The sequence below is a fragment of the Actinokineospora xionganensis genome (genome assembly GCF_014323725.1).
Taxonomy (GTDB): Bacteria; Actinomycetota; Actinomycetes; order Mycobacteriales; family Pseudonocardiaceae; genus Actinokineospora; species Actinokineospora xionganensis.
The window spans coordinates 87,502-113,817 of record NZ_JABVED010000003.1 but is presented as its reverse complement, the minus strand read 5'-3'; the positions used below and the strand labels follow the sequence as shown (position 1 = coordinate 113,817).

The window sequence follows — 26,316 nt, the reverse complement described above, 5'->3', positions numbered from 1 at the left end:
CGAGAGTGCCCATGCGTGACGCGCATCCGGATGGCACCTCGACGCTGTTGAACCCTGCGTCGGACGTGTCTCCAGACCGTTCGGCAGGGCTCCACGCCAACCGGCGAGGCGGCGGCCACTACATCAGCGGTAACACCTGGGTGCGGCAGCCCGACGGCGCCGCACCCAGGCGCATGTCCGCCCAGCCTCAGGCCGGGGACCTGGTTATCGTTTGCCCCGACAATGCCAGCGGGGGCGGGTGCCCCCGACCGTCGGACGCGGAGTGGGCCTGTGGAGTTCAATGACGACGTAGCCCTGGATACCTCCCAGGTGCAGGACATGCGCGGCTCCGGCGGCGGTGGCGTCGGGAGTCGGGTCGCCCTCGGCGGCGGCGGGCTCGGAATCGTGGGCATGATCTTGTATTTCGTGCTCTCCCAGCTCGGCGGGCTCCCGCAGGGCTCCCCCATCAGCACCCGTGACGTCGGCCAGGGGCAGACGGTGTCGAACTCCGACCTCTCCAAGGAGTGCCGGACCGGCAAGGACGCCAACACCAACTCCGACTGCGCGCTGGTCGCGATCATCAACTCCATCCAGGGCTACTGGACCGACGCGTTCGCCCGGTCGGGCAGCACCTACCAGGCCGCGCCGACGAACTTCTTCACCGGCGGCGTCAACACCGCGTGCGGCAGCGCGACCTCCGATGTCGGCCCGTTCTACTGCCCCGGCGACCAGGAGATCTACATCGACCTGGCGTTCTTCAAGGAGCTCCAGTCGCGCTTCGGCGCGCAGGGCGGCACGTTCGCCGAGGCCTACGTCATCGCCCACGAGTACGGCCACCACGTGCAGACGCTGCTGGGCACCTCCGACAAGGTGAAGCGCGGGACCGGCCCGACGTCCGACGCGGTGCGCTTGGAGCTGCAGGCCGACTGCTACGCGGGTGTGTGGGCCAACCACGCCACCAGCGTGCCCACGTCGAGCGGCAAGCCACTGATCAAGTCGATCTCCCAGGACGACGTCAACCGCGCGCTCGACGTGGCCGCGCGGATCGGCGACGACTTCATCCAGGAGAACCTGGGCAGCGGGCAGGTCGACGAGAGCCAGTTCTCCCATGGCTCGTCGAAGCAGCGTGAGCGCTGGTTCACCGCCGGGCTCAACACCGGCGACCCGGCCCAGTGCGACACATTCAGCGCACGCGACCTGGGCTGAGGCGTAAACGACCGAACCCCCACGGCGCGTGGCCGTGGGGGTTCGGTCGTTTACGAGCTACCGCTTACGCGGCCGGACGGTCCACGTGGATGCAGCCGACCACGTCGGTGCCCGCGGCCTTGGCGGCAGCGGCGTCCTCGTTGGCCATCTGCATGCGCATCATCCGGGTCTGAGCCATCCGGGTCTCCGCACGCTGAACGCGCGGCGGGATGCCGTTGATCTCCTCGGTGCTGACCGCGTACGAGGCGGTCACCCAGGCGATCGCGTCGGAGTTGCGGTCGAGCGCGACGCGGTCGATGTTGCCGAGGTTGTCGCACTTCTGGTGGTAGCACTTGTCGTAGGCGACGTTGGCCTGGCCACCCCACAGGTCAGCCTGGGCCTGGGTCTTGATGCCCTCGGCGCCGGTGAACAGACCACCGGCCGGGATACCGACCGCGATGAAGCGGCCGTAGTCCGAACGACCCGAGAAGTCCGTGCCCTGGGTCGGGGTGCCGGTGGCGCCCAGGAAGTCGACGAACGCCTTCTCGATCTGGGCCGAGCCGTAGGGGCCCGCGCCCGCGCCGACCGCGTCGGAGTCATCGCCGTCGTAGACGAAGTACGCCGCGTTCGGCGAGGCGATCATGTCGTAGTTCAGGTATAGCGCGATGTCGACCTGCTGCTCGAAGGTGAGCGAGTCGACGTACTTGGTCGAGCCGATCAGGCCCAGTTCCTCGGCGCTCCACCAGGCGAAGCGGACCGCGTTGCTGACCCGCGGCGAGCCACCCATTTGCAGGGCGGTCTCGAGCAGACCCGCGGAACCCGAGCCGTTGTCGTTGATGCCGGGGCCCTGGATGACGCTGTCGAGGTGCGCGCCCGCCATGACCACGTTGTCCTTGCGACCGGTCTTGGTCTGCGCGATCACGTTGTAGCTCTTGCGCTCTTCCCGCAGCGCGCGCAGTTCGAGGGTCACCGAGCCGCCCTTGGCGGCCAGCGCCTCGCCGTCGGCCTTGGTGATGCCACCGGTGGGCAGCTTCGCCGCCGCCGGGTCGCCGAGGGTGCCGTTGAGCGGGCCGTCGGTGTTGTTGTAGACGATCGCACCGACCGCGCCCGCTTCCGCGGCGACGATCTGCTTCTGCGCGAAGGTGCAGCCACCACGCGAGATGAGGGCGATCTTGCCGGTCGCGACGACGCCGGTGTAGTCGGCGATCTCGCAGCCGGAAGTACCGTCGGCGTCCACCGGGACGACCGCGAGGTCGGCGGTGATGCCACCGACCGGGGTGGAGAGGCTGTAGGTCATGATCGAGATCGGCACGCTCGCGCCGGCGACCGTCAGCTTCTCCGCGAGGGTCTGCGTGAAGGTGAAGTCGAACTCGTGACGGGACACGTCGAACCCGGCACCCTTGAGCTTCGACTCGACGTACTCAGCCGACTTGGCGTGACCAGGGGTGCCCGCGGCGCGGATGCCGCCGTTCTGGTCGGCGATGCGCTGCAGGGCGATCAGGTGGCGGTTCACCCCCGATCCGGTGACCTTCTTGACGAGGTTCCGCGCGAGGGCGGGGCCGTCCGGCAACTCGGCTGACGCGGTCGGCGCCGCCGAGGACGGAATAGTGGTGAACGCAAGCGCGCCGGTTGCCACGAGGATGGCGGCTCCGACGCGGAGCGTCTGACTTTTGGGCATGCAGATCCCCTTGTTCATGGGTTGGGTGCCAACCGGTGATCGCCCCCGACGCGATCCGATGTTCCGGCAGGCACACCTTCACCTGATTACCCTCGCTGGTCAATAGCTGTTCATTATCAACTGCGCATAGATTCACCTGTGCGGATGCGGAACCGCGCCCACGCGCTCGGCCCGATACGGTCGTCCACATGCGAGCGATCACGATCAGCGAGCCCGGTGGCCCTGAAGTCATGCGGTGGACCGAGGTGCCCGACCCGGAACCCGGTCCCGGCGAAGTCCTGGTCCGCGTCGCGGCGACCGCGGTCAACCGCGCCGACCTCTTGCAGCGGAAAGGCTTCTATCCGCCGCCCCCTGGCACGTCCGACGTCATCGGCCTCGAGTGCTCAGGCACCGTCGCCGCGCTCGGCGAAGGGGTCACGGGCTGGCGTGTCGGCGATGCCGTGTGCGCGCTTCTCGCCGGTGGCGGATACGCGGAACTGGTCGCCGTGCCCGCGCCGCAACTGATGCCGATCCCCGAAGGTATCGAATTGGTGACGGCCGCCTGCCTCCCAGAGGTGTCGTGCACCGTTTGGTCGAACGTCATGCGGACCGCTCGGCTCACCGCGGGTGAAACACTCCTCGTGCACGGTGGCGCGAGTGGAATCGGGACGCATGCCATTCAAATCGGCAAAGCCATGGGGGCCCGAGTCGCCATTACGGCGGGATCGGCCGAACGGGCTATTCAGTGCGGCGAATTGGGGGCCGACATCGCGCTGAACTATCGCGAAGAGGAATTCGAGAAGCGGATCTCGGCCGATGTGATCCTGGACAACATGGGCGCGAAATACCTCGCCCGCAACATCGAGGCGCTCAACCGCGGCGGCAGGCTGGTGGTCATCGGCATGCAGGGCGGGGTGAAAGCCGAACTGAACCTGGGCGCGCTCCTCGCGAAGAACGCGTCGGTCACCGCGACGAGCCTGCGATACCGGCCGGTGGCGGAGAAGGGCGAGATCTGCGCGGACGTCGTGGCGAACGTCTGGCCGCTGGTCGCCGAGGGCAAGGTGCGGCCGGTGGTGCACGAGGTCCTGCCGATCGAACGGGTCGGCGACGCGCACCGGATGCTCGACGAGGGCGGGGTGTTCGGGAAGCTCGTCCTCACTATCGCGAAGTGAGAACTCACTGTCCCGAACGTTGAACTCGTTGTTCTGGAGGGGCGACTCGCGGGTCAGGGGCGTAGGGAGGCTACGGCTTCGACCAGTTGGTCGACCTCCACCGAATTTGTGTAGTGGGCCAGGCCGACCCTGACCGCGCCGCCAACCTCGCCCACGCCCAACGCCGCGAAGACGCCGCTGGGGGCGTCGTCGGCGAACGCGCAGATGCCGTGGTCGGCCAGGTGGACCACTGCTTCAGTGGCCTTCACGTCCGCGACGGTGAACGCGAGGGTCGGGATTCGGCGCATGGCGTCGCCGATGACCATGACGTGGCGTTGGCCGCGCAGGTCTCCGATGAGCCTGGAGAGCAGGCCCGCCTGGTAGGACTTCGCCGAGCTCAGGGACGTCTGCAGACGCTCCCGCCGGGTGCCGGTGGCGGCGTCGTCGAGTTCGGCGAGGTAGTCGACCGAGGCGACCAGGCCCGCCAGCAGGGGGTGGGCGTTCTCGCCGAGTTCGAGCCGGGCCGGGCCGAAGGCGCGCGGGTCCAGGGAGCTGGCGGGGAGCCGGTCGATGACCGCCGGGTCGGCGAAGGCCAGTGCGGCGACCGCGGGACCGCCCCAGGCGTGCGCGGACACCGCGACCACGTCGGCGCCGATGGTGTTGATGTCTATGGGGACGAACGGCGCCGCCGATGACGCGTCGACCACGACGAAGGCGCCCGCCGCCTTGGACAGGTCGGCGATCTTGTTCAGGTCGGGCCGGGTGCCGACGGCGCCCGAGGCCGCGGTGACCGCGACGACCTTCGTGCGGTGCGAGATGAGGTTCTCGTACTGCCAGGCGGGCAGCTCGCAGGTCTCGATGTCGATCTCGGCCCAGCGCACGGTCGCGCCCGCGCGCTGCGCTACCCGCAGCCACGGGGCGGTGTTCGCCTGGTGGTCGAGGCGGGACAGGGTGACCTCGTCGCCGATGAGCCAGCGTTCGCCGAGGGCCTCGGCGAGGCGGGCGAGCAGGACCGCCGTGTTCGGTCCGAGGACGACTCCGGCCGGGTCGCAGCCGACGAGATCGGCCACCGCGCGGCGGGCCGCGTCGACGATCGCCTCCGCGCGCTGCGACGCCGGGAACACCCCGCCGGGACCGGACACGGGCGCGCGTAACGCCGTGGAGACAGCGGTCGCGACCTGCTCGGGAACCTGCATTCCGGCGGGCGAGTCCAAATGCACCCAACCGTCACCGAGCGCGGGAAACAACCCGCGGATTCGCGCGACGTCGAAGGCCATGGGCCACACCGTACGCACGCCGGACAGCCGACGTTTCGTGGGGAGGCGGAGCGGATACCCTCGCAGACGTGACTTCGGTGGACTCCCCCTGGGAGATGCCCTTCACGCCGATCCCGATCTGGCCCAGGACGGAGCAGATGAGCCAATCCATGAACTCCCGCAGCTCTGCCGACGAGAACGCCGAGAACGCCGCCGAGAACAGTGAGGACCAGTCCCACACCGTGATGGTCGTGGGACCGGACGGCTCCCCGCTGGGTGCCGCGCGCATCCCTGAGGGCGGCGGCGCGCCCAGCGAGTCGGTCGGCGACATGGTCGAGCAGCCCGCGAAGGTCATGCGGATCGGCACGATGATCAAGCAGCTGCTCGAGGAGGTGCGCGCGGCGCCGCTCGACGAGGCCAGCCGCAACCGCCTGCGCGAGATCCACAAGCGCTCGATCGCCGAGTTGGAGGACGGTCTGGCACCCGAGCTGCGCGACGAGCTCGAACGCCTGTCGCTGCCGTTCACCGAGGACGGCACCCCGTCCGACGCGGAACTGCGGATCGCGCAGGCGCAGTTGGTCGGGTGGCTGGAAGGCCTGTTCCACGGCATCCAGACCGCGCTGTTCGCCCAGCAGATGGCCGCGCGGGTCCAGTTGGAGCAGATGCGCCGCGGCCTCCCCCCGGGCGTCGGCGGCGCGGCCGAGAGCGCCGACGGCACCCACATCCGCGGCACCGGCCAGTACCTCTGACACGGTCCCTTCCCGACCAGGTCGTGGAGAGGAAGCCCGGATGCTCGACAAGCTGCGCGCGCGGACCGAGGACGTCAAGCGGTCCCTGCGCGCGAAGCTGATGAACGCGGTCGAGGAAGCGGTCGGCCGCGGGCAGGCTCGGGAGATCGAGTCGCTGCGCGCGGAGGTCGCCGGGTTGCGCGCGGAGCTTCGCGAGCACGCCGACCGCACGGTCGAGCGGGTCGCGGAACGGATCTCCGACTTCGAACACCGGGCCCGCCGCGACCTGCTCTACGCCGCCGAGCGGGAGGCGGCGGCGGACAGCAGCGGGTTCGCCACCGAGAACCTGACGGGCGCCGAGCAGTTCCGGCACCCACACCGGACGCTGGAGCACGCGCTGTCGCTGGCACCCTCCGGCGGACTGGCCCTGGAGTTCGGGGTCTTCACCGGGACGACGCTGCGCATCATCGCCGCGGCCCGCGGCGGCGTGGGCGTCTTCGGCTTCGACTCGTTCGAAGGTCTGCCCGCCGATTGGCGGGCGGGCTACCCGGCGGGCGCGTTCGCCACCGACGGGCTGCCCGACGTCCCGGGCGCCGACCTGGTGGTCGGCTGGTTCGACGACACGCTTCCCGGGTTCCTCGCCGAGCACCCGGGCCCGGTCGACTTCCTGCACGTCGACGCCGACCTCTACAGCTCGGCGAAGACGGTGCTCGACCTGGTCGGGCCGCGGCTGCGGGCCGGGAGCGTCGTCGTCTTCGACGAGTTCTTCAACTACGCAGGGTGGCGCGAGCACGAGTTCAAGGCGTGGCAGGAGTACGTCGCGGACACCGCCACTGAATTCGAATACGCCGCGTACACGATCGACAACGAGCAGGTCGTCGTTCGTGTGACCACAACCGACTCCCCGCCTGGGTGAGTGCCACGGCCACGCCGGTAGTCTCGGGACCCGTGCAAGCAACCCTGATCGAGGAGAAGCCCGTGCCCGTGGTGCACGCCGGGCGCACGTTCAGTCGTGCGGTCGAGGATCTGCGACAGGGCTTCGCGCAGCGTGAGCTGTGGGGGCACCTCGGTTGGCAGGACATCAAGCAGCGCTACCGGCGTTCCGTGATCGGTCCGCTGTGGATCACCCTGAGCATGGCCGTGACCGCGGCGGGCCTGGGCCTGCTGTACTCGACGCTGTTCGACACGGAGATCGGGACGTTCCTGCCGTACCTCACGGTCGGGTTCATCGTCTGGAACTTCATGCTCGGCTGCATGACCGAGGGCGCGGACACCTTCATCTCCAACGAGGGGCTGATCAAGCACCTGCCCGCCCCGCTCACCGTCTACGCGCTGCGCACGGTGTGGCGACTGGCGCTGATGTTCGTGCACAACCTGCTCGTGTACCTCGTCGTGCTGGCCATCTTCTTCCCGGACCTGGTCCAGGACGACTACCTGCTCAGCAAGGGCGGAATCCCGCAGCCCGGTCTCGACTGGACGATCATCAACGCCGTCCCGGCCTTCGTGCTGCTCGCCCTGAACGGCACCTGGGTCGCGCTGCTCTTCGGCATCATCAGCACCCGCTACCGCGACATCCCGCAGGTGATCGGCGCGCTCACGCAGCTGCTGTTCTTCATGACGCCGATCGTGTGGCCGGTGGACCTCATCACCCGCAAGCTGGGCACCAGCGCGGGCTGGATGGTGTGGGTGGCCGAGCTCAACCCGCTGTACCACTTCATCCAGATCATCCGGGCCCCGTTGATCGGCAGCCAGCAGAGCTGGCACCACTGGGCCGTCGTAGGCGGTATCACCATCGTCGGGTGGGCCTTGGCCATGCTCGCGATGCGCAACTACCGTTCGCGTGTTTCCTACTGGGTCTAGGTGAGGCATCCCCACATGGTCAGCATCGAGGTCCAGAACGCCTCCGTCGACTTCCCGATCTTCGACGCGAAGACGCGGTCGCTGAAGAAGGCCGTCCTCGGCAAGGTCGGCGGCAAGATCGGCACGGAGACCAGAGTCCCGATAATCGAGGCGCTGCACGACATCACGCTCACCCTGAACGAGGGCGACCGGGTCGCGCTCGTCGGGCACAACGGCGCGGGCAAGTCGACGCTGCTGCGGCTGCTCTCGGGCATCTACGAGCCCACCCGCGGCACCTCGAAGATCAACGGCAAGATCGCCCCGGTGTTCGACCTCGCGGTCGGCATGGACCCGGAGATCTCCGGTCTCGAGAACATCATGATCCGCGGCCTGTTCCTGGGCATGTCGCGCAAGCAGATGGAGGCGCGGGTCGAGGACATCTCCCAGTTCACCGAGCTGGGCGACTACCTGCATCTGCCGCTGCGCACCTACTCCACCGGCATGCGGGTCCGGCTCGCGCTGGGCGTGGTCACCTCGATCGACCCCGAGATCCTGCTGCTCGACGAGGGAATCGGCGCGGTCGACGCGGCGTTCATGGCCAAAGCTCGCGACCGGCTCGTCGACCTGGTACGAAGGTCCGGCATGTTGGTCTTCGCCTCGCACTCGGACGACCTGTTGTTCGAGCTGTGCAACACGGCCATCTGGATGGACGAGGGCCGGGTCAAGATGCACGGGTCGCTGCGTGAGGTCCTCACGGCCTACAAGGGCCGCGACCCGTTCGAGCACATGAGCAAGGAAACCCTCGAAAGGCTCGGCGAGACCCTATGACCACCGCGCAGCAGCTGCCACCGGGATCCGTCGTGGCCGTGGTGGTCACCAGGCACCGCCGGGCGCTGCTCGCGGACTCCTTGAAGATGATCGCGGCGCAGACCCGGCCGCCGGAGCACGTCGTCGTCGTCGACAACGGCCCCGACGACCCGGCCCGCGACATCGTCGAGTCGTGTGGCGTGCCCACGACGTACCTGGTGTCGCACCGCAACCTCGGCGGCGCGGGCGGCTTCGCCCTGGGCATGCTGCACGCGCTGGCCATGGGCGCGGACTGGCTGTGGCTCGCCGACGACGACGGCCGCCCGGCCGACGAGTCGGTCCTGGGCACCCTGCTCGACGTCGCGGAGAAGCGCGGCCTGGCCGAGGTCTCGCCGGTCGTGACGAACATCGAGGCGCCGGAGAAGCTCGCGTTCCCGCTGCGCCGCGGCCTGACGTGGAAGCGCAGCGCGCAGGAGCTCGGGGAGGACTTCCTGCCGGGCATCGCGTCGCTGTTCAACGGTGCCCTGTTCCGCGCGGACACCCTCGATGTGGTCGGCGTCCCGGACTACCGGCTGTTCTTCCGCGGCGACGAGGTGGAGGTGCACCGCAGGCTCGTGCGCTCGGGCCTGCCGTTCGGCACCTGCCTGACCGTGTCCTACCTGCACCCGGACGGCTCGGACGAGTTCAAGCCGATGCTCGGCGGCCGGTTCCACGCGCAGGACCCGGACAACGCGATCAAGCGGTACTACACCTATCGCAACCGCGGGTACCTGATGTCGCAGCCGGGGATGCGCAAGATCGGCATGCTCGAAGTCGTCCGCTTCGGCATGTACTTCCTCGGCACCAAACGCGATCCGAAGGCCTTCATGGAATGGCTGAAGCTGGTGCGCAAGGGTCGCCAGGAGAAGTTCTTCCGGGCCTGAGCCCGCACGCTCCCGTCAGGTGGTGCCGCACCGACCCGACGTTCCGCGAACTCCTGACGTGAGCCGCTAAACGCGGATACTGTGCGTGCTGGGCACCGCCGAACGAGAGGACTAGCGATGGACGAGGCCAAGCTCCAGGCGACCATGCGACGCTTCGAGGAACAAGCAGCCCGGGCTTCGGCGCTCAAGGAGGGCATCGCGCAGCTCAAGGGCAGCGCGCGCAACGGAGACGGCTCGGTGACGGTGACCGTGGCCCCCTCCGGCGCGGTTCTCGGCCTGCAACTGGGTCCGGCGGCGATGAAGATGTCGCACGTCCAGCTCACGCAGGAGATCCTCGGCACCATCCGGCAGGCCACCATGCAGGCCGCGGCCGCGATGGAGCAGCTCGTACGCCCGGCCGTCGGCGAGGACAAGTTCGCCCAGTTCCAGGAGGCGTTCCGGGCGCACACACCGAACCAGCCGCCGATCGGCCCCTCGGCTCCCCCGCCGCCCGCGGCACTGCCCGCGCCGCCGCCGCCCGGCGCCTCCCGGGCCGATTTCGCCGCGCCCCCGCCCAGCCGGAACCAGCGTCCGCCGCGCCCCGTCGAAGACGGTGACGACGACGACTTCTCGACTGGTTCGATTTTCGGGGGCAACCGATGACCATGATCATCAGCGGCGAGGCGCTCGCTGCCTACAGCTTGGGCTCGGAGGCCACCGGCGAGCACTTCGGCGCGCTCGCGGGCGTCTTCGAGCAGGCGCGGGTGTCCGACGACTGCTTCGGGCCGCTGGGCGAGTTCCTCGCGTTCGCGTACTTCAACAACGTCGAGGAATGCCAGCAGCTCGCCACCCAGGCGAAGACGTACATGTCCGCGGTGTCGGCGGCGGTCACCGACACCGCGAAGAACTACAGCAGCACCGACACCGGTGAGGCCGGGACCTATGGGCAGCTATCCGGCTCCCTCGACGGGCCGGGCGGCATCGGCTCGGTGAACGCGGGCGACGGCAAGTCGAAGGGCTACCTGGAGCAGCACGCCGGCTACGGCAGCTCGTGGGTGAACGCGAGCTCCGACCTCGCCGACGCGGGCACGCCGCCGGAGATCGCCATCGCCACGGTGAACGCCCGCATGCAGCAGCTCGAGGCCGTCACCAGCCCCGGTCAGGCGTTCTTCGACAACGGCCTCGGCTTCCTCATCGGCCTGGTGATCAGCCCGCTCGTCGAGTTCGTGCTCGAACCGGCGATCGGCGACCCCGAGCAGATGCGCAGCACGGGCGAGGGCTGGGAGAAGATCGCCCAGTGGGTCGAGGGCGCGGGCGAACACGAGAAGCAGCGCTCCGACGCCACCCAGCCGGTCTGGGAGGGCGAGGCGGGCGACGCCTTCCGCGCCGAGATGGCCGAGTTCGCCGAGGGCGCCAAGGCCATGGCCTCGGACATCCGGGGGCTCAAGGAGAACCTGGACCTCGCGGCCGACCTGTTCGACCTGTTCGTCGAGACCGTCATCGACATCATCCAGGAACTCGTGATCGGTCTGATCATCGAGTGGATCGCGGCCCTGGCCGCCTCCTGGATCACCGCGGGCGCCTCCGTGGCGGCGGCCACCGGGCTCACCACCGCGCAGGTCGCGATCACCGGCACCCGGCTGGGCACCAAGGTCGCCAACCTGCTGCACAAGCTCAAGCCGATCTTCACCAAGTTGGAGGACCTGCTCAAGGCGCTCCGTACCGGGCGTCTCCGGACTGTCGTGTCCAAGATGGAGAACCTTCGAGACGGAAACATGGCGCAGAAGTACATCGCCCGCAAGATCGACAGCAACCCGGCTTTCAAGATCCTCACCAAGGGGGACGCCGCCACAGGCGTATCCAAGTCGAGCGCCAACGTGTTCGGCAAAAATGTCACCGGCGAGCAGGCGCTCGCCCAGAATGTGGCCGATGCCGGGCTTCGGATGGCAGGCCTCAGCGGCACCACCACCGGAAGCATCGCTGCCACCAACGCGGCCATGGAGAATGTCCCTGGCGCGGTCATCGAGTACGGCGTCGAGAAGGGCTACAACAAGGCGATGGACCCCTCGACCGAGGAGGAGCGCCGGGCCGACACGGACCGGGGCTTCACCCTGAACGAGTGAGGGCAGCGTCATGGATCCGCATATTCTGATGCCTGGATTCACGGCTCGGCGGCTGCTCGGACCTGGCGAGGGATTGCTCTGGGCGACCCGGACCGGATTGCAGCACTTCGACGTGCCCGGACTCAACCCGGACGGCACCCCGACGCCGGGCTTTCTCTCGCGCGCCGCCGCCGGAGGCGTCGGAGCCGCGCTCATGATCCTCTCACCGCCCGAAGCGGGTAGCGATTCAGGCAGGTCGACCCCGCCCGACGTGGTTCTCGCAGGCAACTCCCCGGACGGTCTCGCGGTGGCCCATGGGTTCCAATTCCGGGACCCCTCGATGTGGGCGCTGACGACTGGGCGGCTGCTTCGGGCAGTCGCGGTCAAGAACCCCGAGCCGGAGCCCGAGCCGAAGAAGAAGGGCTTCTTTCGCGGCGTGGCCGAAGTCGGGAAGCTCGTGGCGGACGTTGTCAGCTCGCCTTTGACCAACGCCGGCGTGGAGACAAGTGGCCCCCGCGAGCACACTGTCATCGCCGAGTTCGCGCGCACCCAGATCCGGGCCATCACGCTCGTGGAGCGCAAAACGTCGATGGGGCGGCGGCCCGCGCTGCGGGTCGAGCTGGTCGACGGGTCGGCCATCGACTTCATTCCGGCAGGTGCCGACAAGGCCCAGGTCGAGCGGATGCTCGCTCTCTCTCATGGAGCCCCTGAGTGACCGCGGTTCTGGATAGTGACGAGACCGTCCTGCACCTGCTGCTGTGCGAGAACCTCGCCGTGGGAACCCGAGTCTCGGGCGCGGTCGAGGTGCCCCGACGACCACGGCCGGACGCCCCGAAACTGGTCTTCGACGACCCGAAGTGGCCGCTTCCCGCACAGGTGATCGCGCGGGGCGAGTTCGTGGCCAACGACTGGGCGGACGACCCGGCGATCGGCATGTGGGCCGAAGCGAGCCATCCCGGCCAAGACGCGGCACTCATGGCGGAGCAGGCCGCTTCGGGGCTTGGCGTCGTCGCGATCCTGGCGACCCACAAGCGGCTGACCGTCAGCTTTCCGAGGAAGCTTCTCGCCGACCAGCCCAAGGCGCCGGCCGAGGATCGCGGCAGCCTGCTCGGCCGCGCCTATGACTACGTCGTCTCCTCGAAGACCGGGTGGGACCCGGAAGACCCGGTCCACGTCCAGTACAGCGTGCCCGCGTCGCGGGTCGCGGGGATCGGGCCGGTGATGCTGGGCCGGTCGATTCCCGCGCCGACCTTCGTCCGGGTCGCTTTCGCCGACGGCTCACAGCTCTACGTCCGCGACGATGGCGTCGGTCGGGGCGCCATGCTGGCGAAAGAGATGAACCGGCACTGACTTCCGCTCGTAGCTGATCCGCTACCAGTGAACCCCACTTGCCCGCCAAAGGATGCGGTGGTCAGGTGGGACCCATGAGCGATTCCCAGCGCACCCTCATCCTCCACCTCGCCACCGGCAACGAGGTCGTCTTCACGCTCTCCCCCAAGAGCGCCAAGAGCATCAAGCCCCGGCTGCCGGTCCTGATGGCCTCGGGCGGTGTCGACACCCTCGAACTCGACGACGGCAACACGGTCGCGGTGAACTTCGGGCATGTCGTCGCCGCACACCTCGACGAGCTGCCCTCGCATGTCCGCGTCTACGGCAGCGCCAACCGGAAGGTCAGTGGCTTCGGCGTGTGATCACTGCCGGAAGACGACGGTCCGCAGCATCACAAAGTTGATCGTCGTCCCGACGGCCTGGGCGACAACCCACGCGATGGCGTACTCCCAACGCACCTCGGGTAGCAGCTGCAGCATCAGCGCGTTCGTCCCGACGTTGACGAAGAACGTCACGGTGTAGAGCAGGGCGAACCCGCCCGCCTGGCTCGCGCCGCGGTCGGCCGCGCCTGCGAACGTGAAGCGCTTGTTCAGGAAGTAGGCGGTGGTGGTGCCCGCGATGAAGCTCAGCGCCTTGGCCAGGTGCACCCAGGTGCCCGCCTGAAGCAGCGCCCAGTAGGCGCCGGAGTCGACCAGGGCGCAGAACCCGCCGACCATGACGAAGCGCGTGAGCTGTCTCACCAGCCCCGCGCGCTCGGAGTCGCTCCTGACCTCGGCCACCCGGTCAGTCTAGGGACGCCGCTACGCTGGCTTGGGTGGAGGCTGTTTCAAACGCAGGACCGGAGTTCGAGACCCGCGCGCTGACCGGCTGGGGCCGCACGGCGCCGTCGGTCGCCAGAGTCGCTCATCCGACGACCGAAGACCAGGTCATCGCGGCGGTGGCGCAGGCGACCGAGCGCGGGGTCATCGCGCGCGGGCTGGGCCGGTCCTACGGCGACCCGGCACAGAACGCGGGCGGCATGGTCGTCGACATGAACGGCCTGGACCGGATCCACTCGATCGACGCGGACACCGGCCTGGCCGTCATCGACGCCGGGGTGAACCTCGACCAGCTGATGCGTGCCGCGCTGCCGTTCGGCCTGTGGGTGCCGGTGCTGCCCGGGACCCGGCAGGTCACGATCGGCGGCGCCATCGGGTCCGACATCCACGGCAAGAACCACCACACCGCGGGCAGCTTCGGCAACCACGTGCGGTCGATGGACCTGCTCACCGCCGACGGCCGGGTGCGCACGATCACCCCGGACGGTCCCGAGTCGGAGCTGTTCTGGGCGACCGTGGGCGGCATGGGCCTGACCGGGATCATCCTGCGCGCGACGGTGGCGCTCAAGCACATCGAGAGCGCCTACTTCGTGGTCGACACCGATCGGACGTCCACTTTGGACGAGACGCTGTCGCTGTTCGCCGACGGGTCCGACGAGAACTACGACTACTCGATGGCCTGGTTCGACTCCATCTCCACCGGCGACAAACTCGGCCGCGCGGTGTTCTCCCGCGGCTCACTGGCCACAGTGGACCAACTGCCGAAGAAGCTGCGGGCGCACCCGCTGAAGTTCGACGCGCCGCAACTGCTGACCCTGCCCAACGTGTTTCCCAACGGGCTGGCCAACAAGCTGACGTTCCGCGCGCTCGGCGAGGCCTGGTACCGCAAGGCACCGAAGCAGGCCCGCGGCCAGATCCAGAACCTGACGGCGTTCTACCACCCGCTCGACCTGTTCGGGGAGTGGAACCGGGCCTACGGGCCGAACGGGTTCCTGCAGTACCAGTTCATCATCCCGTTCGAGGCCGACGCCGACCTGCGCCGGATCGTGCGGCGCATCGCCGAGTCCGGGCACGTGTCGTTCCTCAACGTGCTCAAGCGGATGGGCGAGGGCAACGCGGCACCGCTGTCGTTCCCGCGGCCGGGGTGGACGATCACCGTCGACTTCCCGATCACCCCAGGACTTCCGGCGTTCTGCGCCGAGCTCGACGAACTCGTGCTGGGCGTCGGCGGGCGGCTGTACCTGGCGAAGGAGTCGCGCACCGCGCCGGAGACCTTCCACCGCATGTACCCGCGGCTCGACGAGTGGCGCAAGGTGCGCCACAGCGTCGACCCGGGCGGCCTTTTCATCTCCGACCAGGCGCGCAGGCTCGAACTCTGATGGACACAGCATTAACACAGTCGACGCTTTGTACTCGACACAACGAATGGCGAAGGCTCGGACATTGATCAACGCAGTCGGCACTCCCCAGTCCTTGCTCCTGCTCGGCGGCACCTCCGAGATCGGCCTGGCCGTCGCGGAGAACTACGCCCGCCAGGCCCCGCTGACGGTCGTCCTCGCGGCCCGTCCGTCCGAGCGGCTCGACGCCGCCGCCGAGAAGCTGCGCGGCCTCGGCGCGACGGTCCGCACGATCCCGTTCGACGCCAAGGACATCGACTCGCACCCCGGTGTCGTCGAGCAGGCCTTCGCCGACGGCGACATCGACGTCGCCGTGATCGCCTTCGGTCTGCTCGGCGACCCGGAGCAGGCCTGGCAGGACCACGCCACCGGGGTCGAGCTGGCCCAGGTCAACTACACCGCCCCAGTGTCACTGGGCATCGCGCTCGCCGAGCGGCTGCGCGAGCAGGGCCACGGCTCGATCGTCGCACTGTCCTCTGTGGCCGGTGAGCGGGTCCGCCGGTCCAACTTCGTCTACGGCTCGACCAAGGCGGGCTTCGACGGCTTCTACCTCGGTCTGGGCGAGGCGCTGCGGCCCGACGGCATCCACGTCACGGTGGTGCGCCCGGGATTCGTCCACACCAAGATGACCGAGGGCCTCAAGGCCGCCCCCATGGCGACCACCCCGGACAAGGTCGCCGAGATCGTCGTCGACGCCGTCCGCAGGCGCCGCGACCTGGTGTGGGCCCCCGGCCAGTGGCGCGCGGTGATGTCGGTGCTGCGACACATCCCGCGGCCGATCTTCCGCAAGCTGCCCATCTGACGCACCGTCAGGGCCGGTCGTCGGCTGTGAAAGTGGTATTCACCAAGTCGCCGAAACGGCCCTCGGGTGTGCCAAAATCGAACCAATAGGGTTTGAGCACACTGGGGGAACTTGTGCGCATCCTGGTGTTGGGTCCGGTCGAAATCCGGGCCGACGACACACCTGTCACGCTGGGCGGCCCGAAGCCCAAGGCGCTGCTGTCGGTGCTGCTGTTGCAGGCACGGCAAGTCGTGCCCATCGAACGGCTGATCGACCGGATCTGGGACGGCGACCCGCCGCAATCGGCGACCGCGCTGGTCCACACGTACGTCTCCAGCCTTCGTCGCGGTTTCGCCGCGGTGGGCCGCAAGGGCGTCCTGGTCACGCGCGCGCCCGGCTACCTGCTCGACGTGGGACACGGCGACAGCGACCTGGAGGACTTCGCCGCGCACGTGGGCGCGGCCCGGCAGGCTGAGCGCGGCGGGGACTACGAGACGGCGGCACGCGAGTTCGCGGCGGCCGTCGGGCTGTGGCGTGGGCTGCCGTTCGGCGGCGTCGACTCCGGGTTCACGCGGTCACAAAGCGACCGGCTCATCCAGGAGCGGCTCGGCGCCGAGGAGGGGCTGGCCCGGTGCAAGCTCGTGGCGGGCCGCGCCGAGGAGGTCGCCGACCAGCTTCGCCGACTGGTCGCCAACCACCCGCTGCGCGAGGAGTCGCGTGGGCTGCTGATGCGGTCGCTGTTCGAGAGCGGACGGCAGGCCGACGCCCTTGAGGTCTACCGCGAGGGCCGGACGCAACTGCTCGACGAGCTGGGGCTCGAACCCGGTGAGAAGCTGCGTGAGCTGCAGAGTTCCATCCTCGACGGCACCCTCCGGCCGCTGGCCACGACACCGCGCGCGCCCGTGGCCGCGCGCGTCGTGCCCGCCCCGCGGCCCAGCGAGGCGCCCGTGCCCCGGTTGCTGCCGCCCGACATCGGCGACTTCACCGGCCGCGACGAGCCGCTGGCGACCGTGCTGGCCTTCGGCGAGCCCGACAGCGCGCGCACGGCGGTGCCGACCGTGGTGATCTCCGGGTTCGGCGGTGCGGGGAAGTCCACGCTGGCCATCCACGCCGCGCACCTGCTGCGCACGCATTACCCGGACGGGCAGCTGTTCGCCGACCTGCGCGGGTCCGACCGCGACCTCGGCGCGTTCGAGGTGCTGGGGCGGTTCCTCGGCGCCTTCGGGGTCACCGGGGCCGATCTGCCCGCGACCCTCGACGACCGGGTCGAGCTGTACCGGCGGAAGGTGGCGGGCCGCAAGCTCGTGATCGTCCTGGACAACGCCCGCGAGGAACAGCAGGTCCGGCCGCTGCTGCCCGGCGACGCGAACTGCCTGGTGATCATCACCAGCCGGTCGCGGCTCGCCGGTCTGCAGGGCATCGAGCCGGTCGAGCTCGACTTCTTCGACACCGCCGCCGGGGTCGAGATGCTCGGCAACATCATCGGCGCGGACCGGGTCGAGTCCCAGCGGGCCGAGGCCGAGCGGATCGCCGACCTGTGCGGCGGCATCCCGCTGGCCATCCGGGCGGCGGCGGCGAAGCTGCTCGCCCGGCCGCACTGGCCGCTCAAGTCACTGGCCTCGCGGCTGTCCGACGAGCACCGCAGGCTCGACGAGCTGGCCATCGGCGACCTGGCGATCCGGTCGAGCCTGCGGCTCAACTACACCGAGCTCGACGACGTCCAGCGGCGCGCGTTCCACCTGCTGTGCCTGCTCGACCTGCCCGATTTCGGCTGGTGGCTGGCCGCGCCGCTGCTCGACGTGTCCTTGGAGGACGCCGAGGACATCGTCGAGCAGCTCGTCGAGCTGCGGCTGCTCGACGTCGCGGGCGTCGACGCCATCGGCCGGGTCCGCTACCGCTTCCACGACCTGGTGCAGCTCTTCGGTGCCGAGCACGCGGTCGGCGACGAGCCGTCGGACCTGATCGCCGCGGCGGTGTCGCGCACGCTGGCCACCTGGATGGCGCTGGTCGAGGCGGGGTCCCGCAAACTGCCGCGGGTCACCCTGGGGCTGCGCCCGGCGCTGACGTCCAACGTCGACGTCGACCCCCGGTTGATCGAGGAGACCGAGGCCGAGCCCACCAACTGGCTCAAATCCGAGACCGCCGCGGTGGTGCGCGCCGTCGAACGGGCCCACGACCTCGGCATCGACGGCATGACGACGCTGCTGATCACCTCGCTGCTGTCCTCGCCCTTCGCGGCGCGCAACGAGTTCGACGGCTGGCAGCGCACGCACGAGGTCGCCCTGCGCGCCGCGCGCTGCAACAACGACCGCCAGGCCGAAGCGGTCGTGTTGGCCGGTCTCGGTCAGCTCTACTACGAGAAGGACGACTTCCCCACCGCGCTCGACCACTTCGAGCAGGCCCTCGGCCACGCCGAGACCATCGGCGACGACGGCACCCGGGCCGTCGCCCTGGTCGGCATCGGGACCGTGCGCCGCGACCTGGCCCAGTTCGCCGACGCCCAGCGCGACCTCACCGCCGCCGCCGAGTCGGCCGAGGCGAACGGGGACGACCCGGTGCTCGCGGCCGCCCGCTACGGGCTGGGCGCGATCAGCCGCGACCACGGCGACCTGGACTCCGCGGCGAGCCAGTTCCGGCGCTGCGTCGAGCTGTACCAGAAGATCGACGACCGCCGCGGCGAAGCGCTGGCGCTGCGCGGGCTGAGCCTGTGCCACCGCGCGGCCGGCGAGTACGCCGAAGCCGTGGACCTGAGCGCCGAAGCCGCCCGACTGCTGCTCGAGGCGGGCGACGAACTCGGGGCGATCTACGCCCGGCAGTCCTGGGCCAAGGCCCGGCTGCGCATGGGCGAAACCGACGGCGTCGCCGACGCCCTCGCCGCGTGCCTGCGGATCTGCACCGCCCAGTGCGACCGGTTCGGCGGCGCCCTGATGACCCGAACGGTCGGGGAACTGCACCTCGCGCTGGGCGAGCTTCCCCGCGCGCGGGAGGCGCTGCTCGACGCGCTCGCCAAGTGGTCGGAGCTGGAGCTGCCCCTGTGGCAGGCCCGGACGCTGCGCGATCTCGCCGCCGCCGACCCGGAGCGCGCCGACGAGCACTGGGCGCGCGCCCGCGAGCTGTTCGCCCAGACCGGCGCCCGCGAGCTGGCCGAGATCGAGGACCTCACCCCGGCCGACTGGCGCGACCACGTGCGGCTCCAGGCCCGCTTATAGGTTTTCTGTAGGTATCGGGCTTGGCCTCAAGCGGACTTGGAGCCCGGTTGCAGGGGCGTCCGCGACTCTTCGCGTGTCAGGGAAACGACGACACGAGAACGGGTCACCACGACATGTCCATCGCGCACCGGGACCTCGCCCACGGCAGGCCGATCCGCCGTAGCGAGATCGTCGAGCGCGCGGAGAGCTGGCTTCGGCCTTCGGTTCCCTACAGCCAAAGCAAGTTCCACCAGAACGAGTACGGGATCTACCGCACTGACTGCTCGGGCTATGTCTCGATGGCCTGGGGCCTACCTGGGGTACCGCTCAATCGCCACGGCGGCCTCGACACGATCGGACTCGCCCGGATCAGTTCGCTGATCACCAAGGACGAGTTGGTCGCGGGCGACGTCCTGCTGCGGACAGAGGGCACCAACCTCACCCGGCACGTGACGATCTTCCATGAGTGGGCCACCAGCCAACGGACCGCGTACTGGGGGTTCGAGCAGTCAGGCGAGACCGGCACCGTGCTCCGCCGCATTCCCTTTCCCTATGAGCGATGCGGGGAGCTGTACACGCCCCACCGCCATTCGCTCATCACACCGAGCGGCTTGACCGCCGCCACCCGCAAGGAGATCTGACCCCATGTCGAAACAGTCCAAGCTCGCCCGCCGCGCCACCGCCGCGGCCATGCTCGCCGGATCCGTCGCACGGCCATGATCAGCGCGCGGTTCTGACCCCGACATGGTGATGGGGCGCCCGAGGGGGGCGCCCCATCACCATGGTCAGAGGTAGACCGACAGGGCCAGACACGCGACCCAGGAAGCGCCGAGGACCTGCAGCACACGGTCCTTCAGAGCGATGTCCTCCGGCTCGCCCGCCCCGCCCTGGTCGACGTCGACGGCGTAGCGCAGGACCGCGATGACGAACGGGACGATCGAGATGACCGCCCACACCGAGTGGTTCGGGCTGCGCTCGCGGATCTCGAACGCCCACAGCGAATACGTGGTGATCATGATGGCGGCCGAGGTGGCCCACACGAACCGCAGGTAGCTCGACGAGTACTTGCGCAGCGACTCACGGATCTTGGCGCCGGTCTTCTCGAACAGCACGACCTCGGCGTACCGCTTGCCCGCCACCATGAACAGCGAACCGAACGCCGCCACCAGCAGGAACCACTGGGACAGCGCGATACCGGCCGCGGCACCGCCCGCGATCGCCCGCAGCAGGAAGCCCGATGCCACGATGCACAGGTCGATCACCGGCTGGTGCTTGAGGCCCAGGCAGTAGGCGAGTTGCACCCCGGCGTAGACGGCCAGCACGATCACCAGCGGCCACCCGGTGAGCAGGCCCAGCGCCAACGAGGCCACCAGCAGCACCGCGGCGGTGAGGTACGCGAGCCGGACCGGCACGATTCCCGCGGCGATCGGGCGGTTGCGCTTGGTGGGGTGCGCGCGGTCGGCCTCGACGTCGATGGCGTCGTTCACCAGGTAGACCGCCGACGACACCAGGCAGAACGCCGCGAACGCCAGTGCGGCGTCGAGCAGTACCGGGCCCTCGAAGATCCGGTTGCCCGCGAACGGGGCCGCCAGGACCAGGACGTTCTTGACCCACTGGCGCGGTCGAGCCGTGCGCAGGAGCCCGCTGACCAGCCCGGGCTTGGCCACCGCCGCCACCTCGCTCATGAGCGCTTCTTCAGCCTGCGCCGCAGGAGCCCGCCGACCACGGCGCCCAGCACGGACCCGGCGACCACGTCGGACGGGTAATGCACGCCGAGGACCAACCGGGACACGAGCATCGGCGGCACCAGCACGGGCACCAGCCGCCTGCCGGTCAGCCCCGAGAACAGGACGGCGGCCGCCGTCGTGGAGGTGGCGTGCGACGACGGGAAGCTCAGCTTGCTCGGCGTGCTGACCAACACCCTCACCGAAGGGTCTTCGGGACGGGGCCGCCGCACGACGCGCTTGACCGCGATCGACGTCGCGTGCGCCGCGACGATCCCGGCCGAGGCGGCCAGCCAGTCGTGGCGCCTGCGCTTGTCGACCGCCGCGCCGATCAGCCCGAGCGCGAACCACCCCGCGCTGTGCTCACCGAAGTGCGACAGCCCGCGCGCCGCCTTCACCACCGCCGGCTTGGCGATGGCACCTTGGACGCGGCTCAGCGCGGCGGTCTCCCGGCTCATGCGCCTAGCCGTCCAGCGAACCGTCGAGCGGGGCGCCCTCGGTCAGGTGGGGGGCGACCTTGTTGTCGAACACCGACAGTGCCGAACCGATCGCCATGTGCATGTCGAGGTACTGGTAGGTGCCCAGCCTGCCGCCGAAGATGAGGTTCTTCTCGGCCGCCTCGGCCTTGGCCAGGTCCCGGTAGCGGGCCAGCTTCTCGCGGTCCTCGGGGGTGTTGATCGGGTAGTAGGGCTCGTCGCCGGACTCGGCGAAGCGCGAGTACTCGCGGACGATGACCGTCTTGTCCGTCGGGTAGTGGGTGCGCTCCGGGTGGAAGTGCCGGAACTCGTGGATCCGGGTGTAGGGGACCTCTTCGTCGTTGTAGTTCATGACGGAGGTGCCCTGGAAGTCGCCGGTGGGGACGACCTCGGTCTCGAAGTCCAGGGTGCGCCAGCCCAGCTCACCGGCGGAGTAGTCGAAGTACCGGTCCAGCGGGCCGGTGTAGACCGTGGCGGTCCCGGCCGGGATCTCGTCGCGGATGTCGAAGTAGTCGGTGTCGAGCCGCACGTCGATGTTCTCGTGCTCGGCCATCTTCTCCAGCCACGCGGTGTACCCGTTGACGGGCAGACCCTCGTAGGCGTCGTTGAAGTACCGGTTGTTGAAGTTGTAGCGGACCGGCAGGCGGGTGATGATCGCCGCGCCCAACTCCTTGGGGTCGGTCTGCCACTGCTTGGCGGTGTAGCCGCGGACGAACGCCTCGTAAAGCGGGCGGCCGATCAGCGAGATCGCCTTCTCCTCGAGGTTCTGCGCGTCCTCGGTCTTGATCTCCGCCGACTGCTCGGCGATGAGCGCCTTGGCCTCGTCCGGGGTGAAGGACTTGCCGAAGAAGCTGTTGATCAGCGCGAGGTTCATCGGGAAGGCGTAGACCTGTCCCTGGTAGCGCGCGAACACCCGGTGCTGGTAGTCGGTGAACTCGGTGAACTGGTTGACGTAGTCCCACACTCTCTTGTTCGAGGTGTGGAACAGGTGCGCGCCGTACTTGTGCACCTCGATACCGGTCTCCGGCTCGGGCTCCGAGTAGGCGTTGCCGCCGATGTGCGGCCGTCGGTCGATCACGAGGACGCGCTTGCCCAGTTGGGTCGCCGTCCGCTCCGCGATCGTGAGGCCGAAGAATCCGGACCCGACAATGATCAGGTCGTAGCCTGCGTAGCTGCTTGGGGTGTTCGCACCGTCGCTCACGAGGGCCCAGGCTACCTGCGTGTCGTCGACCACTCGCACCGGGACATACGCGGGGCCCCGGCGCCGATCACCCGGCACCGGGGCCCCGCGTCCCCTGTGGAACTACCCCTCCGAACTGTCCACCTCGCCAAGAGAGACGCCCGGGTCCCCCATGACGTTGCTCGTCTCGGTGGAGTTTTGGGCCAGCAGGCTCGCCCGGCCGCCGAGAGTCGGCAGCACCTCGGCCGCGACCTGCTCCAACACGCTCTCGCGGCCCGCGTAGACGCCGTCCGGCCGTGGCCAGTGCACGACGACATCGGTGAAGCCGAGTTCCTGGGCGCGGCCGACGTGGTCGCGGAACGCCTCGACGCTCTCCAGGGAGAACAGCGGGGAGGCGTCCAGGCTGAGGTAGCGGTCGACGGTCGCGCGGTCGCGGCCCCGCTCGGCCAGGATCGCGTCGAACTTCTCGGCGCGCTCGCCCACCCCGCGCCACCAGTCGTCGAGGTCGGCGGCCTCGTGCGGGCCCAGGGTGATCCAGCCCTGGCCGTGCCGCGCGGCGACAGCCATAGCCTTCGGGCCGTCCGCGCCCACCAGGAACGGCACCCGCGGCCGCTGCACGCAGCCGGGGGCGCTGCGCGCCTGGACCGCGGTGTAGTACTCGCCCTGGTAGTCGGTGACCGGCTTGGCCAGGACCGAGTCCATCAGCTCGACGAACTCGCCGAACCGGGCGGTGACCTGGCGCGGGGTGATCTCCTCCTCGCCCATCACCGTGCGGTCGTAGCCGCCCTTGCCGGTGGCGCCGGAGCCGAGGCCGAGCATGAAGCGGCCGTCGGAGACGTCGTCGACGGTGAGGACCTGTCTGGCGAAGGACACCGGGTGGCGAAAATGCGGCGACACCACGAGGGTGCCCAGCCGCAGGGTCTCGGTGACCATCGCCGCGGCGGTCAGGGTGGCCATGGAGTCGAACCACGGGCCGTCGACCAGTGAGCGCCAGCCCAGGTGGTCGTAGGTCCAGGCGTGGTCGAAGCCGTAGGTCTCGGCGCCGCGCCAACGCGGCTCGGCGGCCCACCAGCGGTACTCGGGGAGGATGACGATGCCTACTCGCACGCCACGAACCTAGCGAACCGGGCGGCTCCGTGTGGTCGATAAGCCGTCGAGCGATCGCGGCCGGTCGTGGAGTATGGAGGCGTGGAGAAACCCAGGCTCATCGCGTCCGACATCGACGGCACCCTGCTTTCCGTGGACGAGTCGGTGACCCCGCGCACCCAGGCCACGATCGACCGCGTGCTGACATCCGGCACCCCGTTCGTGCTGGTCACGGGCAGGCCGCCGCGCTGGATCCCGCCGGTCGCCGAGCCCACGGGCCTCAACGGGTACGCCGTGTGCGCCAACGGCGCGGTGGTCTACGACATCGCGAGCTCGTCGGTGCTGAGCGTGCACGGCCTGGAGCCGATGCTCCTGCATGACGTCGCGCACACCCTCGACGGCGTGCTGCCCGGAATGCGGCTCGCGTCGGAGTGGGCCGACCTCGGCCCCTACGACGGCGGCGTCACCTTCGCCACCGAGCCCGGCTTCCGCAACCCGTGGGGCGACGCCGAGCAGAACATGCGCCCTCGGGCGGAACTGCTTGGCAGGCTGTCGACCAAGCTGCTGATCCGACACGAGGACATGACCAGCGCCGAGATCGCGATGGTCGCCGGGGAGCTGCTCGGCGACGCCGTCGACATCACGTACTCCACCAACCGCGGCCTCATCGAGATCTCGGCGCCCGGCGTCACCAAGGCCCACGGCCTGGCCGAGGTGGCCGAGCGGGTGGGCGTGGCGCAGGAGTCCGTGGTGGCCTTCGGCGACATGCCCAACGACATCGAGATGCTGCGCTGGGCGGGGCACGGCGTGGCGATGGCCAACGCCGACGCGGCCGTCATCGCCGCCGCCGACGAAGTCACCGCCTCCCACACCGAAGACGGCGTAGCCCAAGTCCTCGAACGCTGGTTCTAGCCACAACTCGCGAGTCCAACGTTCAAAACAACGAGTCCAACATTCAGAACATCGAGACCAACGTTCGCAGGTCACGAACGGTGAGTTGGATGTTCCGAATGTTGGACTCGTTGTTCTGAATGTTGGACTCGCGACCGAAACGGGACGGCGAGTTACTCGGGGCGGCGTTTGTCTAGGTCGGCGGCTTGTTCGGGGGTGGGGGCGGTGCCGCCTAGGTGGGTGGGGAGCCACCAGGAGTCGGACTCGCCGGATGGGGAGTCCGGGTAGTCCTTCTGGACGCGGTCGAGCAGCTCCGTCATCCGCGTGCGCAGGTCGACGGTCAGGGCCTCCTGGTCGTCGTCCGGGCCGACGGTGAATGGTTCACCGGCCCGGATGAGGATCGGGATGTGGCGCTGCTTGAGATCCTTCGGGCGACCCTTCGTCCACAGCCGCTGCGTGCCCCACAGGGCCATCGGCACCACCGGGACACCCGCCTCGGCCGCCATCCGCACCGCGCCCGTCTTGATGTCCTTGACGGTGAACGACTGGCTGATGGTGGCCTCGGGGAACACCCCGACGACCTCGCCCGCGCGCAGCTTCTCGACCGCCTCCCGGTACGACGCCTGGCCCGCGGACCGGTCGACCGAGATGTGGTGCATGCCACGCATCAGCGGGCCTGCGATCTTGTTGTGGAAGATCTGCTGCTTGGCCATGAAGCGCACCAGCCGCTTGGCGGGCTGCGCGCCGAAGCCGGCGAAGATGAAGTCGAGGTAGCTCACGTGGTTGCAGGCGATGACCGCGCCACCCGTCTTCGGGATGTGCTCGCCGCCCTGGACGTCGACCCGGTAGTCCATGACCCGGAAAAGGGTTTTGGCCGCCAGCACCACTGGCGGGTAGACGATCTCGGCCACTAGTCGCCCACTGCCTTGGCGGCCTGCTCGCGCAGCACGATCGGGGCGCCTGCGAGGTCCTCCTCGTTGCACAGCAGCTTGACGTCGTAATACGGCGATCCCTCGCCGTCGTCATAGTCGAGATGGATCGCGATGACATCGACTGGTTCACCGAGCCAGTCCTGGGTCGCCCGCAGCCACGACGCGGCCCGTTCGAGGGCCGCGGGAAGGTCGTCGTCACGGAATTCGACCGGGCGGTAGGGAACGCCCTGGACCTGGTCGCCGCGATGGGCGGGGCGGGGCAGGTCTACGGAGACTCCGGCTTCGTCGAGGTCGAGCGCGATGGTCTCGGTGTTCTCGGTCACGGATTTTTCACTGGCGAGCTCGCTCACTCCCAAAGCGTCTCCCAGCAGGGGAACGGCCGCAACCCCCGACCTCGTGTCACGTCACACGTGCGTTGGGTGCGGGGTGTGTGGTTGACTGTGTGAGGTCGTAAGTTTTCTTGAGTACGTGTTAGATCACGCTCGCAAGAGATCGTTGCGGGCGCGCGGTTTTCCTCCAGGTCAAGCCGGAGAAGTCGCCGTCTGAAACCGACCAAGGCGTGCGCACCCGTGCGCGCTGTAGCGGTACCTGTTGAGGAGATAGTCGTGGCACAGGGCACAGTGAAGTGGTTCAACTCCGAAAAGGGCTTCGGATTCATCCAGCCTGACGATGGCGGCGCCGACGTCTTCGTGCACTACTCGGAGATCCAGGGCAATGGCTTCAAGAGCCTGGACGAGAACGCGCGTGTCGAGTTCGAGATCGGTCAGGGCCAGAAGGGCCCGCAGGCCACTGGCGTGCGCACCATCTGATCTGAATCAGACGCAGACGGGCCGTTCCCCTCTCGGGGAGCGGCCCGTTTGGTCGTCGCGGGGCGGTGAAGCCGGTCCGCGCGAAGGGCCACTCCCCCG

At 69.2% G+C, this 26,316-nt stretch carries 27 protein-coding genes; 18 read left to right on the top strand and 9 right to left on the bottom strand.

Annotation, left to right across the window (positions count from 1 at the left end; genetic code table 11):
* The first annotated feature begins 270 nt into the window (after window positions 1-270).
* The gene (gene ypfJ / locus GPZ80_RS06765; RefSeq protein ID WP_187219206.1) at window positions 271-1,185 is read left to right on the top strand and encodes a KPN_02809 family neutral zinc metallopeptidase; all 915 of its coding nucleotides are present in this window, start codon (window positions 271-273) and stop codon (window positions 1,183-1,185) included.
* A 64-nt stretch (window positions 1,186-1,249) separates the two neighbouring features.
* Here ypfJ and GPZ80_RS06760 read toward each other — a convergent pair whose 3' ends face one another.
* The gene (locus GPZ80_RS06760) at window positions 1,250-2,842 is read right to left on the bottom strand and encodes a M28 family metallopeptidase (RefSeq protein ID WP_246476847.1); all 1,593 of its coding nucleotides are present in this window, start codon (window positions 2,840-2,842) and stop codon (window positions 1,250-1,252) included.
* Window positions 2,843-3,030: 188 nt separating this feature from the next.
* On the opposite strand from GPZ80_RS06760, the gene GPZ80_RS06755 reads away from it, so the two are divergent.
* On the top strand, window positions 3,031-3,993 hold the full coding sequence (locus GPZ80_RS06755; RefSeq protein WP_187219202.1) for an NAD(P)H-quinone oxidoreductase: 963 nt from the start codon (window positions 3,031-3,033) through the stop codon (window positions 3,991-3,993).
* A 53-nt stretch (window positions 3,994-4,046) separates the two neighbouring features.
* On the opposite strand, the gene GPZ80_RS06750 is transcribed toward GPZ80_RS06755, so the two are convergent.
* Window positions 4,047-5,249 carry a cysteine desulfurase-like protein gene (locus GPZ80_RS06750; protein WP_091380381.1) on the bottom strand — a complete coding sequence of 401 codons (1,203 nt, stop codon included), beginning with the start codon at window positions 5,247-5,249 and terminating at the stop codon, window positions 4,047-4,049.
* A gap of 224 nt (window positions 5,250-5,473) precedes the next feature.
* On the opposite strand from GPZ80_RS06750, the gene GPZ80_RS06745 reads away from it, so the two are divergent.
* The 10 genes from GPZ80_RS06745 to GPZ80_RS06700 all read left to right on the top strand — a co-directional run bounded on the left by GPZ80_RS06745 (window position 5,474) and on the right by GPZ80_RS06700 (window position 13,297).
* Window positions 5,474-5,977, top strand: a complete 504-nt coding sequence (locus GPZ80_RS06745; RefSeq protein WP_246476871.1) for a bacterial proteasome activator family protein — start codon at window positions 5,474-5,476, stop codon at window positions 5,975-5,977.
* Window positions 5,978-6,017: 40 nt separating this feature from the next.
* Entirely contained in the window at window positions 6,018-6,872 is an 855-nt protein-coding gene (locus tag GPZ80_RS06740) for a class I SAM-dependent methyltransferase (protein WP_187219200.1), read from the top strand.
* Between the two features lie 32 nt (window positions 6,873-6,904).
* On the top strand, window positions 6,905-7,816 hold the full coding sequence (gene wzm / locus GPZ80_RS06735; protein WP_312880166.1) for a galactan export ABC transporter permease subunit Wzm/RfbD: 912 nt from the start codon (window positions 6,905-6,907) through the stop codon (window positions 7,814-7,816).
* 15 nt (window positions 7,817-7,831) lie between these two features.
* The gene (wzt, locus tag GPZ80_RS06730; protein WP_187219198.1) at window positions 7,832-8,623 is read left to right on the top strand and encodes a galactan export ABC transporter ATP-binding subunit Wzt/RfbE; all 792 of its coding nucleotides are present in this window, start codon (window positions 7,832-7,834) and stop codon (window positions 8,621-8,623) included.
* Window positions 8,620-9,525: a galactofuranosyltransferase GlfT1 gene (gene glfT1 / locus GPZ80_RS06725; protein WP_187219196.1), complete on the top strand. Its 906-nt coding sequence runs from the start codon at window positions 8,620-8,622 to the stop codon at window positions 9,523-9,525. The genes wzt and glfT1 overlap by 4 nt, the downstream gene beginning before the upstream one ends.
* A 117-nt stretch (window positions 9,526-9,642) precedes the next feature.
* Complete coding sequence (locus GPZ80_RS06720) at window positions 9,643-10,167, top strand: YbaB/EbfC family nucleoid-associated protein (protein WP_187219194.1); 525 nt, start codon at window positions 9,643-9,645, stop codon at window positions 10,165-10,167.
* The gene (locus GPZ80_RS06715; protein ID WP_187219192.1) at window positions 10,164-11,627 is read left to right on the top strand and encodes a WXG100 family type VII secretion target; all 1,464 of its coding nucleotides are present in this window, start codon (window positions 10,164-10,166) and stop codon (window positions 11,625-11,627) included. The genes GPZ80_RS06720 and GPZ80_RS06715 overlap by 4 nt, the downstream gene beginning before the upstream one ends.
* A gap of 28 nt (window positions 11,628-11,655) precedes the next feature.
* A complete protein-coding gene (locus tag GPZ80_RS06710; RefSeq protein ID WP_187219191.1) occupies window positions 11,656-12,321 on the top strand; it encodes a hypothetical protein in 666 nt (221 codons plus the stop codon).
* Window positions 12,318-12,956 (top strand): hypothetical protein, encoded by a 639-nt coding sequence (locus tag GPZ80_RS06705; protein ID WP_187219189.1) that lies wholly within the window; start codon window positions 12,318-12,320, stop codon window positions 12,954-12,956. Before GPZ80_RS06710 ends, GPZ80_RS06705 begins: the two co-directional genes overlap by 4 nt.
* 74 nt (window positions 12,957-13,030) lie before the next feature.
* A complete protein-coding gene (locus tag GPZ80_RS06700) occupies window positions 13,031-13,297 on the top strand; it encodes a hypothetical protein (RefSeq protein ID WP_187219187.1) in 267 nt (88 codons plus the stop codon).
* On the opposite strand, the gene GPZ80_RS06695 is transcribed toward GPZ80_RS06700, so the two are convergent.
* A complete protein-coding gene (locus GPZ80_RS06695; protein ID WP_312880165.1) occupies window positions 13,298-13,714 on the bottom strand; it encodes a GtrA family protein in 417 nt (138 codons plus the stop codon).
* Window positions 13,715-13,749: 35 nt separating this feature from the next.
* Between GPZ80_RS06695 and dprE1 the strand changes: the two genes are divergently transcribed.
* The 4 genes from dprE1 (at window position 13,750) to GPZ80_RS06675 (ending at window position 19,760) form a co-directional block, all read left to right on the top strand.
* Window positions 13,750-15,132 carry a decaprenylphosphoryl-beta-D-ribose oxidase gene (gene dprE1, locus GPZ80_RS06690; RefSeq protein ID WP_187219185.1) on the top strand — a complete coding sequence of 461 codons (1,383 nt, stop codon included), beginning with the start codon at window positions 13,750-13,752 and terminating at the stop codon, window positions 15,130-15,132.
* Window positions 15,133-15,196: 64 nt separating this feature from the next.
* Window positions 15,197-15,952, top strand: a complete 756-nt coding sequence (gene dprE2 / locus GPZ80_RS06685) for a decaprenylphospho-beta-D-erythro-pentofuranosid-2-ulose 2-reductase (protein ID WP_187219183.1) — start codon at window positions 15,197-15,199, stop codon at window positions 15,950-15,952.
* 92 nt (window positions 15,953-16,044) lie between these two features.
* Window positions 16,045-19,140 carry an AfsR/SARP family transcriptional regulator gene (locus tag GPZ80_RS06680; protein WP_187219181.1) on the top strand — a complete coding sequence of 1,032 codons (3,096 nt, stop codon included), beginning with the start codon at window positions 16,045-16,047 and terminating at the stop codon, window positions 19,138-19,140.
* Between the two features lie 113 nt (window positions 19,141-19,253).
* On the top strand, window positions 19,254-19,760 hold the full coding sequence (locus GPZ80_RS06675) for an NlpC/P60 family protein (protein ID WP_187219179.1): 507 nt from the start codon (window positions 19,254-19,256) through the stop codon (window positions 19,758-19,760).
* Window positions 19,761-19,904: 144 nt separating this feature from the next.
* Here the strand turns inward: GPZ80_RS06675 and GPZ80_RS06670 are convergent, their stop codons facing one another.
* The 4 genes from GPZ80_RS06670 to GPZ80_RS06655 all read right to left on the bottom strand — a co-directional run bounded on the left by GPZ80_RS06670 (window position 19,905) and on the right by GPZ80_RS06655 (window position 23,606).
* On the bottom strand, window positions 19,905-20,804 hold the full coding sequence (locus GPZ80_RS06670) for a decaprenyl-phosphate phosphoribosyltransferase (protein ID WP_187219177.1): 900 nt from the start codon (window positions 20,802-20,804) through the stop codon (window positions 19,905-19,907).
* Window positions 20,801-21,301 carry a phosphatase PAP2 family protein gene (locus GPZ80_RS06665; protein ID WP_187219175.1) on the bottom strand — a complete coding sequence of 167 codons (501 nt, stop codon included), beginning with the start codon at window positions 21,299-21,301 and terminating at the stop codon, window positions 20,801-20,803. The genes GPZ80_RS06670 and GPZ80_RS06665 overlap by 4 nt, the downstream gene beginning before the upstream one ends.
* A gap of 4 nt (window positions 21,302-21,305) precedes the next feature.
* Window positions 21,306-22,520, bottom strand: a complete 1,215-nt coding sequence (glf, locus tag GPZ80_RS06660) for a UDP-galactopyranose mutase (RefSeq protein WP_187219173.1) — start codon at window positions 22,518-22,520, stop codon at window positions 21,306-21,308.
* Window positions 22,521-22,622: 102 nt separating this feature from the next.
* Entirely contained in the window at window positions 22,623-23,606 is a 984-nt protein-coding gene (locus tag GPZ80_RS06655; protein ID WP_187219171.1) for an LLM class flavin-dependent oxidoreductase, read from the bottom strand.
* 81 nt (window positions 23,607-23,687) lie between these two features.
* Between GPZ80_RS06655 and GPZ80_RS06650 the strand changes: the two genes are divergently transcribed.
* The gene (locus GPZ80_RS06650) at window positions 23,688-24,497 is read left to right on the top strand and encodes an HAD family hydrolase (RefSeq protein WP_187219169.1); all 810 of its coding nucleotides are present in this window, start codon (window positions 23,688-23,690) and stop codon (window positions 24,495-24,497) included.
* A 152-nt stretch (window positions 24,498-24,649) separates the two neighbouring features.
* Here GPZ80_RS06650 and GPZ80_RS06645 read toward each other — a convergent pair whose 3' ends face one another.
* Complete coding sequence (locus tag GPZ80_RS06645) at window positions 24,650-25,387, bottom strand: lysophospholipid acyltransferase family protein (protein WP_187219167.1); 738 nt, start codon at window positions 25,385-25,387, stop codon at window positions 24,650-24,652.
* On the bottom strand, window positions 25,387-25,758 hold the full coding sequence (locus GPZ80_RS06640; protein WP_376771649.1) for a hypothetical protein: 372 nt from the start codon (window positions 25,756-25,758) through the stop codon (window positions 25,387-25,389). Before GPZ80_RS06640 ends, GPZ80_RS06645 begins: the two co-directional genes overlap by 1 nt.
* Before the next feature lie 255 nt (window positions 25,759-26,013).
* On the opposite strand from GPZ80_RS06640, the gene GPZ80_RS06635 reads away from it, so the two are divergent.
* Complete coding sequence (locus GPZ80_RS06635) at window positions 26,014-26,217, top strand: cold-shock protein (RefSeq protein ID WP_187219165.1); 204 nt, start codon at window positions 26,014-26,016, stop codon at window positions 26,215-26,217.
* The last annotated feature ends 99 nt before the right edge of the window (window positions 26,218-26,316 follow it).